The 14,587-nt window shown below is 65.6% G+C and carries 16 protein-coding genes; 5 read left to right on the top strand and 11 right to left on the bottom strand.

From position 1 onward, the window contains the following. The first annotated feature begins 1 nt into the window (after position 1). Together I6F21_RS29115 and I6F21_RS29110 are read left to right on the top strand one after the other, a co-directional pair. Complete coding sequence (locus tag I6F21_RS29115) at positions 2 to 1,096, top strand: serine/threonine protein kinase (protein WP_109145786.1); 1,095 nt, start codon at positions 2 to 4, stop codon at positions 1,094 to 1,096. Between the two features lie 95 nt (positions 1,097 to 1,191). Then, a complete protein-coding gene (locus tag I6F21_RS29110; RefSeq protein WP_036028219.1) occupies positions 1,192 to 1,743 on the top strand; it encodes a CAP domain-containing protein in 552 nt (183 codons plus the stop codon). 12 nt (positions 1,744 to 1,755) lie between these two features. On the opposite strand, the gene I6F21_RS29105 is transcribed toward I6F21_RS29110, so the two are convergent. Continuing rightward, positions 1,756 to 2,229, bottom strand: coding sequence for a VOC family protein (locus tag I6F21_RS29105; protein ID WP_008547150.1), 474 nt, complete (start codon positions 2,227 to 2,229; stop codon positions 1,756 to 1,758). Between the two features lie 148 nt (positions 2,230 to 2,377). On the opposite strand from I6F21_RS29105, the gene I6F21_RS29100 reads away from it, so the two are divergent. After that, positions 2,378 to 3,556: an aminotransferase class V-fold PLP-dependent enzyme gene (locus tag I6F21_RS29100; RefSeq protein ID WP_036028214.1), complete on the top strand. Its 1,179-nt coding sequence runs from the start codon at positions 2,378 to 2,380 to the stop codon at positions 3,554 to 3,556. A 7-nt stretch (positions 3,557 to 3,563) separates the two neighbouring features. Here I6F21_RS29100 and I6F21_RS29095 read toward each other — a convergent pair whose 3' ends face one another. The 6 genes from I6F21_RS29095 to yajC are packed head-to-tail and all read right to left on the bottom strand — an operon-like array spanning position 3,564 to position 9,205. Continuing rightward, complete coding sequence (locus tag I6F21_RS29095) at positions 3,564 to 4,805, bottom strand: threonine ammonia-lyase (RefSeq protein WP_225139986.1); 1,242 nt, start codon at positions 4,803 to 4,805, stop codon at positions 3,564 to 3,566. Positions 4,806 to 4,850: 45 nt separating this feature from the next. Further along, on the bottom strand, positions 4,851 to 5,714 hold the full coding sequence (locus I6F21_RS29090; RefSeq protein ID WP_225139987.1) for a phytoene/squalene synthase family protein: 864 nt from the start codon (positions 5,712 to 5,714) through the stop codon (positions 4,851 to 4,853). Beyond that, a complete protein-coding gene (locus I6F21_RS29085; protein WP_225139988.1) occupies positions 5,711 to 6,094 on the bottom strand; it encodes an MTH938/NDUFAF3 family protein in 384 nt (127 codons plus the stop codon). Before I6F21_RS29085 ends, I6F21_RS29090 begins: the two co-directional genes overlap by 4 nt. 60 nt (positions 6,095 to 6,154) lie before the next feature. Continuing rightward, positions 6,155 to 7,174, bottom strand: a complete 1,020-nt coding sequence (secF, locus tag I6F21_RS29080) for a protein translocase subunit SecF (protein ID WP_036012746.1) — start codon at positions 7,172 to 7,174, stop codon at positions 6,155 to 6,157. 10 nt (positions 7,175 to 7,184) lie between these two features. Next, complete coding sequence (secD, locus tag I6F21_RS29075; RefSeq protein ID WP_036012748.1) at positions 7,185 to 8,789, bottom strand: protein translocase subunit SecD; 1,605 nt, start codon at positions 8,787 to 8,789, stop codon at positions 7,185 to 7,187. Positions 8,790 to 8,836: 47 nt separating this feature from the next. Beyond that, positions 8,837 to 9,205, bottom strand: coding sequence for a preprotein translocase subunit YajC (gene yajC / locus I6F21_RS29070; RefSeq protein WP_036012751.1), 369 nt, complete (start codon positions 9,203 to 9,205; stop codon positions 8,837 to 8,839). Between the two features lie 182 nt (positions 9,206 to 9,387). Here yajC and I6F21_RS29065 point away from each other — a divergent pair, with 182 nt between their 5' ends. Further along, positions 9,388 to 10,368, top strand: a complete 981-nt coding sequence (locus I6F21_RS29065; RefSeq protein WP_036028226.1) for an ATP-binding protein — start codon at positions 9,388 to 9,390, stop codon at positions 10,366 to 10,368. A gap of 176 nt (positions 10,369 to 10,544) precedes the next feature. Here I6F21_RS29065 and I6F21_RS29060 read toward each other — a convergent pair whose 3' ends face one another. Both I6F21_RS29060 and I6F21_RS29055 read right to left on the bottom strand, forming a co-directional pair. Further along, the gene (locus I6F21_RS29060) at positions 10,545 to 11,933 is read right to left on the bottom strand and encodes a LysM peptidoglycan-binding domain-containing M23 family metallopeptidase (RefSeq protein WP_225139989.1); all 1,389 of its coding nucleotides are present in this window, start codon (positions 11,931 to 11,933) and stop codon (positions 10,545 to 10,547) included. A 109-nt stretch (positions 11,934 to 12,042) separates the two neighbouring features. After that, complete coding sequence (locus I6F21_RS29055) at positions 12,043 to 12,693, bottom strand: protein-L-isoaspartate(D-aspartate) O-methyltransferase (RefSeq protein ID WP_085969151.1); 651 nt, start codon at positions 12,691 to 12,693, stop codon at positions 12,043 to 12,045. A 229-nt stretch (positions 12,694 to 12,922) separates the two neighbouring features. On the opposite strand from I6F21_RS29055, the gene I6F21_RS29050 reads away from it, so the two are divergent. After that, the gene (locus tag I6F21_RS29050; protein WP_036012769.1) at positions 12,923 to 13,294 is read left to right on the top strand and encodes a response regulator; all 372 of its coding nucleotides are present in this window, start codon (positions 12,923 to 12,925) and stop codon (positions 13,292 to 13,294) included. A gap of 3 nt (positions 13,295 to 13,297) precedes the next feature. On the opposite strand, the gene surE is transcribed toward I6F21_RS29050, so the two are convergent. Both surE and I6F21_RS29040 read right to left on the bottom strand, forming a co-directional pair. Continuing rightward, positions 13,298 to 14,065: a 5'/3'-nucleotidase SurE gene (surE, locus tag I6F21_RS29045; protein ID WP_036012754.1), complete on the bottom strand. Its 768-nt coding sequence runs from the start codon at positions 14,063 to 14,065 to the stop codon at positions 13,298 to 13,300. 108 nt (positions 14,066 to 14,173) lie between these two features. Then, positions 14,174 to 14,536 carry a hypothetical protein gene (locus I6F21_RS29040; RefSeq protein ID WP_036012756.1) on the bottom strand — a complete coding sequence of 121 codons (363 nt, stop codon included), beginning with the start codon at positions 14,534 to 14,536 and terminating at the stop codon, positions 14,174 to 14,176. Positions 14,537 to 14,587 lie beyond the last annotated feature (51 nt).

The raw sequence follows: 14,587 nt of genomic DNA, 5'->3' as shown, positions 1-14,587 counted from the left end.
AATGAGCTTGCCCAAAGACGACGCGGCAGAGCTGTCGGCGCGCTGGACCGAAGGCGTGATGCTCAAGCGCGACGTGTTCTCGACCGTCGAGCGCGGCCGTTTCCGCAGCGAAAGCGGCGAGATCGACGCGGTGCTGCGCCGGCTCGACGAGGTGCCATGGTGGTCGTTTCTGCTGGCACGCCACCTGTTCGCCCGCGAGAAGCAGGCCCTGGTGCGGGCCAAAGGCCTCGACGTCGGCCCCGAGCTGCTCTGGGCCGGGCGCCGCGCTCTGGTGCGCGGCTTCGTCGACGGCGTCGCGCTGCACCTGGCAAAGCCCCATGGCGATGTCGCCTATTTCCGCTCCGCCAAGGCCGCACTGCGTCGGCTGCGCCGCGCCGGCATCTGCCACAACGATCTCGCCAAGGAGCAGAACTGGCTTGTCGGCCGCGACGGCCGCGCCTATGTCACCGACTTCCAGCTCGCCGCGTGCTTCAAGCGCCGCGGCCGGCTCTATCGCATCCTCGCCTATGAGGACCTCCGGCATCTGCTCAAGCACAAGCGCTCCTACGCGCCCGAGGCGCTGACGCCGCGAGAGCGAAAGATCCTGGCGAGGAAGTCGTTCGCCGCGAGCCTGTGGCTCGCCACCGGCAAGAAGGTCTATCGCGCCATCACCCGCGGCCTGTTCAACTTCACCGATCGCGAGGGCGGCGGCCGCCGGCTCGTCAACGACGCGCCGGTGCTGGCCGAGCTGATCCGCCGGAATCCCGCCGTGCGCGACGCCGCCATCGTCGCCTTTGCCGACCGTCGCTCCGGTGTCGGGCTTTACGCCTTCGTCGAAGCCGATCAGGCCGCGCTCGAGGGCCAGCTCCGCAGCGAGCTTGCCGCCTCCAAGGGACCGAAGCCGCCCGAGCACATCCAGGTCGTGCACGCCCTGCCACGCAACGCCAGCGGCAAGCCACGCATCGAGGTCCTGCAACTGGTCGCCATGAACCAGCTCGACCTGATCGAGCCGATGATGAAGAACGAGCAGGATCGCGCCTTCCTCAAGGATATCCTGGAGCAGCGCAAGAACCTGCGCGACCGCTTCAATTTCGAGGCGAAGCTCCCGACGAGCTAGCGCGGAATCTGCGCCTTGAAGCCTCCACAATGGCGATCGAGAAGCGCTTGGATCAGGAAGGGTTGGCAGAGATCATGGGCGCTCGGGGGACGATGATGCATCGTATGGTTGGCGGAACGATCGCCGGCCTTGTGCTGCTGGCAGGGGCGCCTGCGCTGGCCGACTCACCGGCGGAGCTGATCTCCAGCTTCCGTCTCAAGCATGGTGAGGCCCGCGTCGTGCGCGACGCCACCCTCGATCGCATCGCCATGGATCAGGCCCGCGCGATGGCGGCGAAGGACGACCTCAGCCACGACACACTCGGCCCATTCAATCGCCGCGTCGCACCGGCCGGCGCGGGCCGCGCCGCAGAGAACATCGCCTACGGCTACGACAGTTTCGACAAGACGCTGGGCCAGTGGATCGACTCCTCCGGGCACCGCAAGAACCTGTTGCTGCACAATGCCTCCCGCGTCGGCATTGCCAGCGCCAAGAATGCGAGTGGCAAGCGCACCTATTGGGCCATGGTCATCGCCGGCGACTACGAGAAGGGCAAAGGCAAGAAAAAGGACAAGGAGCCCGTCGTCGCGGTGAAGCGCGAGGTACCGCCCGCGAGCAAGCCGAAGTCCGGCAACTGTCACGTCAAGCTGCTCGGCCTCTGCATCTGAGGCGCGACCGTCTCAGCCGCGGCGCGCGGCTTCGATCGCGGCGACGTCGATCTTCGTCATCCCCATCATCGCATCGAAGGCGCGCTTGGCCTCCGTGCCACCGGCGGCCAGCGCCTCGGTCAGCACCCGCGGCGTGATCTGCCAGGAGACTCCCCATCTGTCCTTGCACCAGCCGCACGCACTCTCCTGCCCGCCATTGCCGACGATGGCGTTCCAGTAGCGATCGGTCTCCGCCTGATCGTCGGTGGCGATCTGGAACGAGAAGGCCTCGTTGTGCTTGAAGACGGGTCCGCCATTGAGACCGAGACAGGCAACGCCGGCTACCGTGAACTCGACGGTCAGGACATCGCCTGCCTTGCCGGACGGATAGTCGCTGGGCGCGCGATGGACCGCACTCACCGCGCTGTCGGGAAACGTCTCGGCATAGAAGCGGGCCGCGGCTTCAGCATCCTTGTCGTACCAGAGGCAGATCGTGTTCTTTGCCATTGGGTATTCCCTGTGATTCCGTGCCAGATTGCGCTTCCGATCAGCATAGGCATCCCGATCTGCATGCTCCAGCTGGAACAGTCGTTTGCCCGAGCTTGCTCGCGTGCGTCATTGTGTCTACGAGGAACCTGAAGATGGAGGCTCTGACGTGATCGACATCAACCAGATTCGTGCCGACACGCCTGCTGCCTCCCGGCTCGCGTATCTCCACAATGCCGGTGCGGCTCTCATGCCCGCGCCCGTCGTCGCGGCGATGAAGGGACATATCGATCTCGAGAGCGAGATCGGCGGCTATGCCGCAGCCGATCGCGCGTCAGATCGGCTCGAAGCCGTTTACGGCTCAGTGGCCCGGCTCCTGAACGCATCGCCGGATGAAATCGCCCTGGTGGAGAACGCGACGGTTGCCTGGCAGATGGCGTTCTATTCGCTTTCATTTCGAGAGGGCGACCGGATCCTGACGGCCGAAGCGGAGTACGCCGCCAACTATGTTGCGTTTCTTCAGGCCGCCAAACGCACAGGCGCGGTCATCGATGTGGTGCCGAGCGATGCGACGGGCGAGTTCGATGTCGGCGCACTCGAACGTATGATCGACGAACGCGTGAAGCTGATCGCCATCACCTGGGTTCCGACCAATGGCGGGCTGACCAATCCCGCAGCGGCCATCGGCAGAATTGCGCGAGCACACGGCATCCCCTATCTGCTCGATGCCTGCCAGGCGGTCGGCCAGATGGAGGTCGACGTCGAGGCCATCGGCTGCGACATGCTGTCGGCCACGGGACGCAAATTCCTGCGGGGACCGCGTGGTACCGGCTTTCTCTATGTGCGCGGGGCGCTCCTGCAGCAGCTCGAGCCACCGATGATCGACCATTTTGCAGCGCCCTGGGTCTCGCGCGATGAATATCGGCTCCGCGACGATGCCCGCCGCTTCGAGACATGGGAGAATAATTACGCCGCCCGGCTTGGGCTCGGCGCTGCCGTCGATTATGCGCTCGACATCGGCATGGATGCCATCGAGGAGCGCTGCCGGCTGCTCGCGGGCCGCCTTCGCAGCGGCCTCGCTTCCATTCGCGGCATCACTATTCACGACCTTGGCCGCAAGCCTGGCGCCATCGTCAGCTTCACTTTGGATGGATATGAAGCGGAGGCCATTGTCAGCAGCGCCGCGGCGGCGGGCATCACAATCGGCGCTTCAGACCCGTCGAGTACCCGCATCGATGCCGAGAACCGCGAGCTGCCGCCGCTCGTCCGAGCTTCCCCCCACTACTACAACACCCAAGCCGAGATCGACCGGCTGATCGACCACGTCGCGGATTTGGCGTCACGTTAGCGCGTGCTCAGGTGCAGCGCGCGCTCAGTCCGGATGCGCTGAGCCTGGCCATCACCTCGTTGAGATGGGCGGCATCGCGGGTCTCGATGACAAGCTGCAGCAGCGTCGCCTTGGCCGGCAGGTCGGAGAAGGTCCGCTGGTGTGAGACCTCGATGATATTCGCACCCGCTTCGGCCAGCAGTGCCGCTACCGCGGCGAGCTGCCCCGGCCTGTCGGGGATATCGAGCGACAATTGCGTCAGCCGCCCCTCGCGCGCGAGCTCGCGGGTGAGCACGGAGGCGATCAGCCGCGTGTCGATATTGCCTCCGCTCAGCACGAGGCCGACCTTCTCGCCGGCAAAGCGGGACGGATCGGACATCAGCGCGGCGAGGCCGGCGGCGCCGGCGCCCTCGACGACGGTCTTCTCGATCGAGATCAGGGTCGCGACTGCACGCTCGAGCTCGGCTTCGTTGACGAGCGCAATATCGTCGACGAGGCGCCGAACGATTTCGGTGGTGATCTTGCCCGGTGATTTCACCGCGATGCCCTCGGCGAGCGTATCGCCGCGCGCCGGCAGATTGCCGTCGTGAATGGCGTTGTACATCGAGGGATAGAGCCAGGCCTCGACGCCCAGTATCCTGAGCGACGGCTTGATCGACTTCGCGGCAATGGCAATCCCGCTGATCAAACCGCCGCCGCCGATCGGGACGACCAGCGTGTCGAGCTTCGGGACCGCCTTCAGCATTTCCAGCCCGATCGTGCCCTGCCCGGCGATGACGAGCGGATCGTCGTAAGGATGGACGAAGACCATGCCGTGCGCTTCACCGTGGCTGCGCGCAAAGGCGGCCGCCTCCTCCAGCGTCGCGCCCGTGACCACCACCTCGGCGCCGTGATGCCGGGTGTTCTCGATCTTCACCATGGGCGTGCCGATCGGCATCACGATGGTGGCGGGAATGCCGAGCCGCTTGGCATGGTAGGCAACGCCTTGCGCGTGGTTGCCCGCGGACATCGCGATCACGCCCCGCGCGCGCTCCTCCGCCGTCAGCGCGGTAAGCCGGTTGAGCGCGCCGCGCTCCTTGAACGAGGAGGTGAACTGCAGGTTCTCGAATTTGAGCCAGATGTCGCAGCCGCAGATGCTGCTCAGCGTCCGGCTGTGGCTACAGGGCGTCTCGACAACGGCGCCTTGGATGGTCGTGGCGGCGGCGCGAATGTCTTCAGGGGCGACCGGAAGGCCGCTGAGATCGAACGAGCTTTGGGACATGTCAGCCATAGGACAGCATAGAGCATTTGGGCGGGCCAGGCGATAAGCCGGCGTCTATTTGGTAAATTCACGCGATCGCGAGGCGCGCCACAGCGTCCAGAGCGTGCGCAACCGCGAGGTCGGCTGCAACCTAAACGGATTGCGTCCCGGGCGCGACAGGCGCTCGAGATCGGCCTGCGCCTGGCGCAGCGGCAGAAACGCCGGCCGCAACGGCGGCGCCAGCTGCGCCAGCAGCGATGAAGCCGCGGTCATATGCTGCCGGGCTTCACCCGCCAGTTGCTCAAGCACCGCATGGAGATTGGGTGTTTCCTTGCCGGCGAAGACGTCCTCCATGCTGCAATCGTGCTGCTCCAGCACCTGCTGCGGCACGAACAATTGCCGGTGCGCGGCATCGCGCGGCAGATTGGCTATGACCTGCACGATACCCTGCGCCAGCCCGGCATGGCGGGCGACATGCTCGGCCGCCTCCGAAGGCGGTCCCAACACCTGCGCTGCCAGGGCGAACAGCGCCGATGAGGTCGCCGCGAGGTAACCTTCCAGTGCGGCCATCGTCGGCATCGGGTCGTTGTAGAGATCGAACTGATGCTCCTCGGCAAGCAGCGACAGCGACTCGACCGGCAGGTCGAAATCGCGAATCGCGCGAAGCAGCTCGGCCGCCACCGGATTGCCCTCGGCGCTGCCATGGACGTGGCCCGACAGCATGTCGGTCCACCATTGCAGGCGGATCTCGCCGGGCAAGGGCTGGCTCACCTGGTCGCGGACACGAACGATCTCGACGTTGAAGGCATAGATCGCCAGTAACGCGCGGCGCTCGGCGGCCGGTGCAAACAGGGTCGCGGCGTAGCGCGGAAAGTCATGACTGCGCACGAGATCGGCGCAAAAAGCAAAGGAGTCGGGAGGCGGCGCCGGGTTGCTCATGGCACGGCGATCAGCGCGGCGGCAACCCGCCGCCGTTCGCCGATCATGATGTTGTAGGTGCGCACGGCCGGGCCGGTCTGCATCGTGTCCAGTACAACCCTCACCGCCTTGAGCGCCTGACGCAGCTCCGGCGGCGGCAGCCACAGCCCCGTTCCAGTGCCGACCAGGAGCGTGTCGATGCTGTTGGCCGCCGTGAACACCCGATCCAGCGAGTAGCGGTCGATCTTCGCGGGGTCGGTCACGTCCCAAGCCCAGATCGCGTCGGGCAGACAGAGCAGCGAGCCCCGATGCGACATGCTGGCAAAGGCGAAGCCGCCCTTGCCATAGGCATCGATCGGCGCCGAGCGCGGAAAATGCGGAGCGTTGGGATCGCCGGCCATGAGCTTCGTCCGAATGGGCTTACTGCCCTCGCAAACGCCTGCAAGGGCATGAGGTTCGGATCATGCCTTGCTTTTCTTCGCCGGCGTCGCCGTATCGGGCGCGTCTTCGCGGTGCTCGCCGACGCCGAGATAGATCAGGATCGGTGCTGCAATGAAGATCGAGGTGTAGGTGCCGACCAGCACCACGCCGAACATCATCACCGCGGTGAAGCTGTGGATGGCATGGCCGCCGAACAAGAGCAGCGCGAGCAGCGCGAGCGTCACCGTGACGTGGGTGATGATCGAGCGCGACAGCGTCGAGTTGATGGATTCATTGAGCAGCTGGGGCATCGGCATCTTCTTGTAGCGACGCAGCATTTCCCGGATGCGGTCGTAGATGACGACGGTATCGTTGAGCGAATAGCCGAGAATGGTCAGCAACGCCGCGATGCTGGTCAGGTCGAAATCGACCTGGCTGATCGACATGAAGCCGATCGTCAGCACGATGTCGTGCACGTTGGCGATCATGGCGCCCAGCGCGAACTGCCATTCGAACCGGAACCAGAGATAAATCAGGATCCCAACGATCGCGAGCATCAGGCCGAGCATGCCGTAGGCCAGGAGCTCGCCCGCGACGCGCGGACCCAGCACCTCGGTGCGCTGAATGTCGACACTGTCGCCAAGCGCGCCACGAAGCTTCTGCAGGGCTGCCTGCTGGGCCGCGTCGCCACCCGGCTGCTCCGCAACGCGGATCAGGACGTTCTCCGGACCGCCGAACTGCTGCAGCTGGACCTCGCCGAGGCCCAGGCCGTCGAGCGAGGTACGCATTGCCGCGATGTCGGCGGTGCCGGACTTCGCCTTCACCTCCAGCAGCGTGCCGCCCTTGAAGTCGATACCGAGGTTCAGGCCATGGGTGAAGAACAGCACGATCGCGACGATCGACAGCGCCGCCGAGATCGGAAAGCTGATGCGACGGAAGCGCGTGAAGTCGAAATGCGTATCGTCGGGGACGATGCGCAGCGACGGCAGCAGGCCGAGGGCCGAGACCACGGTGAGGATGGCAATGAGGACGCCGAGCCCGATGAGAACGGTGTGAGTCACGATCAGGCTCCTAGATCGGCACGCTCTGCGGCCGCTTCCACCGCACCCACCAGGCGACGATCAGCCGGGTCAGGGTGAAGGCGGTGAACACCGTGGTGATGATGCCGATGCCGAGCGTCACGGCAAAGCCGCGCACCGGACCGGTGCCGATGTAGAACAGCACCGCTGCAGCAATGAAGGTGGTGATGTTGGAATCGAGGATGGTGGCGAGCGCCCGCTTGAATCCGGCGTCGATCGCCGAGATCGCATTGCGGCCGCCGCGCAATTCCTCGCGGATGCGTTCGTAGATCAGCACGTTGGAGTCGACCGCGATGCCGACGGTGAGCACGATGCCGGCGATGCCGGGCAGCGTCAGCGTGGCGTTGAGCAGCGACAATAAGCCGAAGATCATGGCGACGTTGATGGCCACCGCGATGTTGGCGAACACGCCGAACAGCCGGTAGGTCAGCAGCATGAAGATGATGACGAGGATCGAGCCGACATAGGCCGCGAGCTGGCCCTTCTCGATCGAGTCCTGGCCGAGTCCTGGACCCACGGTGCGCTCCTCGACCACCGTGAGCGGTGCCGGCAATGCGCCGGCGCGCAGGAGAATCGCGAGATCGTTGGCCGATTGCACCGTGAAATTGCCGGAGATCTGGCCCTGGCCGCCGGTGATGGGCTCACGGATGACGGGCGCCGAGATCACCTTGTTGTCCAGCACGATCGCGAACGGCAGTCCCACGTTCTCCTGCGTGGCCTGCGAGAATTTGCGCGCGCCCGAGGTGTTGAACTTGAAGCTGACGACCGGCTCGCCCGTGCGCTGGTCGAAGGTCGCCTGCGCATCGGTCAGGTCGCCGCCGGCGACCAGCACCTGCTTCTTGACCACATAGGGCGTCGGCGGAGGCGAGGCGCTCATCAGCAGTTCGGATTCCGGCGGCACCCTGCCCGCTTGCGCCTGATCCGGCGGCACGGAGGTGTCGACCATGCGGAATTCCATCTTCGCGGTCCTGCCCAGCAGTTCCTTCAGGCGGGTCGGGTCCTGAAGACCGGGGACCTGCACCAGGATGCGGTCGTTGCCCTGGCGCTGGATGACGGGCTCGACGGTGCCGAGCTCGTTGACGCGGCGTTCGACGATCTGGATCGACTGCTCGATGGTCTTGCGCAGGCGATCGAGCACCGCAGCCTGCGGGACGCTCAGGCGGATCACCCCGCCGCCGGCATCAGTCACCTCGAGGTCGCGCTGACCGCTGGATCCCATCAGGCCGCCCAGCGGCTGGGACAGCTCGCGCAACTTGGCAAGCGCCGGCTGCGCATCGGTCTCCTTGGTGATGCGAACCTCGACGGCATCGTTGCGCACGGTGACGCCGCCGGTGAATCCGATCTTGGCGTCGCGCAGGGTCCGGCGAACGTCGTCGCGGACCTGGTCGAGCCGCTCCTTCTTCACATAGGCAGCGTCGACCTCGAGCAGCAGATAGGAGCCGCCCTGGAGGTCGAGGCCGAGCACGATGCGGCGCTGCGCCCAGGCGGGCCAGCTCTTGACTTGCGCCTCGGGGAAGAAGTTGGGGACCGCGCAGAGGCACACGATCAGCGCCGTCAGGATAATCCCCAGCGCCTTCCACCGCGTGAAATACAACATCGACTGGACCTGTCAGATCAGGAGACTTGAGACTCGCGGTGAAGCTCTCACTTCGCCGCGGTGTCGTCCTTGGCGCTCTCTTTTGCGCTTTCCTTGGCCGGCTCGCCCTTGGCGCGCACGCCCGAGATCATCTGGCGCATCTGCCGCACGCGCACGCCGTCGGAAATCTCGAACTCGATCTGGTCGTCGTCGACCACCTTGGTGACCTTGCCGACGAGACCTCCCGAGGTCACGATGGTGTCGCCGCGGCGGATATTCTTCACGAGCTCGGCGTGGTCGCGGACCTTCTTCTGCTGCGGGCGCAGAATCAGGAAGTACATGATCACGAAGATCAGGGCGAACGGCAGCAGCGACATCAACATGCTGTTGGTGTCGCCAGCGGCCGCGGCCTGGGCATACGCAGGGGTAATCAGCATTCGGACGATCCTCGCGAGAACGGGGGAAAGCCGGTCAGGCCCTCAAAGGCGACCGGTTCGGTCAAATTCGCGCGGACTATAGCGGCCATTGCCCCAATTGCAACGCTGCCAGACTGCCCTTTTGGGCCACCTTGCGGCGGCCCGTCAGGCCCGATAAGGCTGCGTTCTCAGGAACTTCGGACATGCCCAAAAACCATAGCAAAAGCCCGGCCGGCAAAGGCCCCCGCACCCCTGCCAACAAGCCCACCCGCCTCGCGGCAAAACGCCCCACGGCGGCGGTCACCAAGGCAGGCCCGGACCTCCCGCAGGAGCGCATCGTCCGCGCCCTGGAGACCATTGCGGCGCACCTCTCCGCGCAGGGCAAGCCGGCGGTCGAGGCCGAGTCGTTCAAGCGGGCGGACGCCTATGTCTGGCATCCCGACGGACGCCTCTCGGCGGTGCCGCGCGTGAGCCGCGTCGAGCTGTTCCTGCTCAAGGGCGTCGACCGGATGCGCGACATCCTGATGGAGAACACCGAGCGTTTCGCCAACGGCCTGCCCGCCAACAACGCCCTGCTCTGGGGCGCACGCGGCATGGGCAAGTCGTCGCTGGTGAAGGCGGCGCATGCCAGCATCAACGCGGAGCGCAAACCGGCCGACAAGCTCAAGCTGATCGAGATCCACCGTGAGGACATCGAGAGCCTGCCGGCCCTGATGGAGCAGCTGCGGGCCTCCTCCTTCCGTTTCATCGTGTTCTGCGACGACCTCTCCTTCGACGGCAATGATGCCTCCTACAAGTCGCTCAAGGCGGTCCTCGAAGGCGGCATCGAGGGCCGGCCCGAGAACGTCATCCTCTACGCCACCTCCAACCGGCGCCATCTGCTGGCGCGCGAGATGATCGAGAACGAGCGCTCGACCGCGATCAATCCGGGCGAAGCGGTGGAGGAGAAGGTCTCGCTGTCGGATCGCTTCGGCCTCTGGCTCGGCTTCCACCGCTGCAGCCAGGACGAATATCTCGCCATGGTGCGCGGCTATTGCAGCCATTTCGGGATCAGGGTCGACGACGAGACGCTCGAGCGCGAGGCGCTGGAATGGTCGACGACGCGCGGCTCGCGCTCGGGCCGCGTCGCCTGGCAGTTCGTGCAGGAGCTGGCGGGACGGCTGGGTGTGAAGCTGACGGCGTAGTAGCGCGAGCTGTTACCCCGAATTCAACTGTCATCGCCCGCCTTGTGCGCACTTGCGCACTGGAGCGGGCGATGCAGTATTCCAGAGACGGTTGTTGTCAATCGAGAGGCCGCGGCGTACTGGGTCACCCGGTCGAGCCGGGCGACGACACCGTTCGTGCGGAGGCTACGTAAGTCTCACGCGCCGTTGAGGAATTGAAGCGGGTCAACCGGGCTCGATCCCTTGCGGATCTCGAAGTGGAGCTGCGGCGACGCCACTTCCCCGGATTGACCCGACTTGGCAATGACCTGGCCGCGCTTGATGGTATCGCCGCGCTTCACCAACAGCTCACTCGCATGGGCATATGCGGTGACGTAGCCGTTGGAGTGCCGAACCAGAACCAGATTGCCGTAACCCTTCAGCTCGTTGCCGGAATAGGCGACGACGCCATCTTCGGCCGCCTTGACCGGCGTCCCCTCGGGCACCGCCAGATTGATGCCGTCATTGGACTTGCCATTGGTCTTGGCACCGTAGCTCGTGACCACCTTGCCGCGGACGGGCCAGCGGAAGGTCGGCAGCGCGCCGGTGGCCTCCGCAGCCTTCGCCGGCGTCTCGGCAGCCTTCTCTTCCACATTGCTCGTGGCCTGGGCGAGCCGCGCGCTCTGCACGGGCGCGGCGGCAGTGGCCATCTTGGTCGCGGGTGCCGGAGCTGCCGCAACAGGCTGGAGCGTTCCGGCCACCGGTGCAGCCGCGACCGGAGCCGCAGCAACCGGCGCCGCGACGGCGGCGGTCTTGGCGCCGGGCACGGTCAGCTTGGTGCCGAGCTTCAGCTTTGCCGACGGATCGATGCCGTTGGCACGGGCGAGCTCTGCCGCCGAGATGCGGTTCTTGCGCGCGATGCTGGCGAGCGTGTCGCCACGGTTGACGAAGTGCGTGCTCGGCGGTGCCGCGACGGCAGCAACCGGCTTCGCCGCAGGCGCTGCCGCGACCGGAGCCATCGCGGGCGCCGGTGCAGCTGCGGTCGCAGGAGACGGAATGATCAACTGCTGGCCGGGCGAGAGCGCCCGCGGACCCTTGTAGCCGTTGGCGGCAAGGATCGCCTGCGGCGTGACGCGATAGCGCTTGGCGAGCACGTCGAGCGTGTCGCTGGTCCCGACGATGATCTTGGTTCCGCCGGCCGGCTGGGCGGCCGCGACCGACCGCGGCGGGACAGTGGCCGTGGTCTCCAGATGCGGTTGCGCCGGAGGCGCATATGAGCTGACGCCGCGTCCGCCGCCGGACACCCCGCCCCCGGAGGCAACGGGATAGGACTGCGGGGCAGATACCGCGGGCGGAGGCAAAGCCTGCGACTGGTAATAACCGGGCTGCGTCTGCGGCCGCGCATATTGCGGCAACTCACGCTGCGGCGGCGGCGGCGGCTGCTGCACCGAACCGGTCTGCTCGGAGGCGAAAGGATTGGAGAAGTTGGTCTGGGACAGCCGCGACGACATGTCGGCGCTGCACCCTGCAAAGCTGAAGGAGATCAGCGCCAGCACCGCGACCTGCGGCACGCGGCGCGAGTAAAGCAACTCGGCGACAGCGGACATGGTTACTCACTCGTACGCAACAGAACTGGTGTTTTAAGTAAACACGCGGCGAGTAAATAACGGCTTAACCCTCACAATAAGATGTTGGCGGCACTGCCGATCCGGGATTCTACAGCTCCCGCGCCACCCCGGGCAGTGCCGGCACGAAGCGGACCTCGACGAGTTCCTTGCGCTCGATTCCGGTTTCGCTGCGGGCCAGCCGGGTCAGCGTCTGCACGCCCTGATGCGGGCCGACCGGGGCAATCAGGATGCCCCCGACCTCAAGCCGCTCGACCAGGTTCTCCGGTATCTGCTCCATCGCCGCGGTGACGATGATGCGATCGAACGGGCCGATGTTGGGAGGCAGATTGAGACCGTCACCGAGCATCACCTCGACATTGTGACAATCGAGCTTCTCAAGCCGGGCGCGTGCCGTGTCGGCGAGCTTGCGGTAGCGCTCGACGGTCAGCACCTGGCCGGCGAGCCGCGACAGCACGGCGGCCTGGTAGCCGGAGCCGGTGCCGATTTCGAGCACCCGGTGCTGCTTCTGGAGCTGGAGCTGCTCGGTCATGTAGGCGACGACGAAGGGCTGGCTGATGGTCTGCCCGCAGGCGATCGGCAGCGCGCTGTCACGATAGGCGCCCTCGCGATCGGCCTCGTCGACGAAAAGCTCGCGCGGCACCTCTTCCATGGTCCGCAGCACGGCCTGATCGCTGATGCCCCGACGCCTCAGCGTGAGCTGAAACATCATCTTTTCCGGCGGGTGCTGGTGGGACGTCATTGCTGCTATCGCTCGTCTCGTCTGACGGATCGCCGTACTGCACCGCAAGAACCCGAGACGAGAATCTTGTTCCGGCTCAGGAACTCATGATATCCTTTCGGCACAGCATTTGACCACAACAAGGCCTTCAAAGCGCTAAGCCATTTGCGAGGTTTGCGTTCGCCGAAACGCGCATTGCGTCGCCTATCGTTATCTGCGAACGTTTACGAGAATGGGCAAGGACTCAACCATGACTGCGACAGGGCTTTCGGGCCGCTCTGTTTTCCTCGTCGAGGACGAGGTCATGATCAGAATGATGGTCGCAGACATGCTGGAGGAGCTTGGCTACAAGGTTGCCGCCGAAGCGGGCGACATCAATGAGGCCATGCGGCTTGCGCAATCCACCGAGTTCGATCTCGCCATTCTCGACGTCAACGTCAACGGCAAGGTCATCTCGCCGGTCGCCGATGTCATCATGGCCAAGGGCTGCCCGTTCATCTTCGCCACCGGCTACGGCTCCTCCGGCCTGCCCGAGCAATATCGCGACCGGCCGGCGCTCCAGAAGCCGTTTCAGCTCGACGCGCTCGGCAAGACCATTGAGGCTGCGCTTCGCGGCGGCTAACCTTTATTTCAGGGTGAGGCCAAGCTGCTCCGAAAACGCCTCGTCGGTGCGGTCGAGCCTGAGCGGGGTGACCGAGACGTAGCGCTCGCGCAGCGCCGCGAGATCGGTGCCGTCGGCGGGCGTGTCGAGCATCGCGGTCCGCTCGAAGCCGATCCAGAAATAAGGATTACCGCGGCCGTCCCGGCGCTCGTCGATCCTGAGGAAGCCGAGATTGCGCTTGCCTTGCCGCGTGACGCGGATGCCAAGCACATCCTCCGGCGCGCAGGATGGGAAGTTGATGTTGATGACGGTGTCCTTCGGAACGCCGGCGGCGATCACCTTGCGCAGGATATCGGGCCCGAATTTGCGGGCCGTGTCCCACGGCGGCCGTTCGCGGGTCTCGACGCTGAACTCCTGCGACAATGCGAATGACGGCAACCCCAGGATGGTGCCTTCCAATGCGCCGGCAATGGTGCCGGAATAGACCACGTCCTCGGCGACGTTGCGGCCCTTATTGACGCCGGACAGCACGAGATCGGGCAGCTTGGCTCCCAGGATATGGCGCGCTCCCATGATGACGCAGTCGGTCGGCGTGCCGCGCACGGCGAAGTGCCGTGGGCCGACCTCGCGCAGACGCAAGGGATCGTTCAGCGACAGCGAGTGCGACACGCCGGACTGGTCGAGCTCGGGCGCCACCACCCAGACATCATCGGTCAAAGCGCGCGCAATCTCCTCCACGACCTTGAGGCCGGGAGCGTGGATGCCGTCGTCATTGGTGCAGAGAATGCGCATGCGGAAGGTTCGATTCCTGAAAGCGGGTCTGAGCCGTCTTATCCGGCCAGCGCCGATCAGGCAAACCGGACGATTGCGGTCCGGCGGCTGGTTCCCTGGCTGGTCCCGCTAGCGGCGAACGCGCCATTGCGGCAGGAAGCGCGCAAGCCGGCCTTCTGCACGCAGTTGCATCGCCGGCACGACCGGGTTCACGACGGAAGCCTCGATGACGCCGAGCGCCTTCAGCTGCGCGACGAACGGATCGGACGTCGGCTCCTGCGGAAAGCGTTCGCGTGCCACGCTCAGCGCCTTGTCGAAATCCGCAGCATTGACCCCGGGCTTGGCCCGCCGGCTCTGCACGAGATCATCGTCCCAGAGCCGCGCGATCCCGATGTCGAGAACGCCTCGGAGGCGCTGGTCGATGGCCTGGATCCCGGCCCCCGTCACCGCCCATTGTCTTCCGACCCAGAAGATGTCGCGGTGCAAGGCCATGAACGGAGGGTTCGCGTGGACGGGCCGGCAGGATAGCCGGCCGCCCGATCT

The sequence above is a fragment of the Bradyrhizobium sp. NBAIM03 genome (assembly GCF_020194055.1).
GTDB lineage: Bacteria > Pseudomonadota > Alphaproteobacteria > Rhizobiales > Xanthobacteraceae > Bradyrhizobium > Bradyrhizobium yuanmingense.
This window is presented reverse-complemented; position numbering and strand designations above follow the sequence as displayed.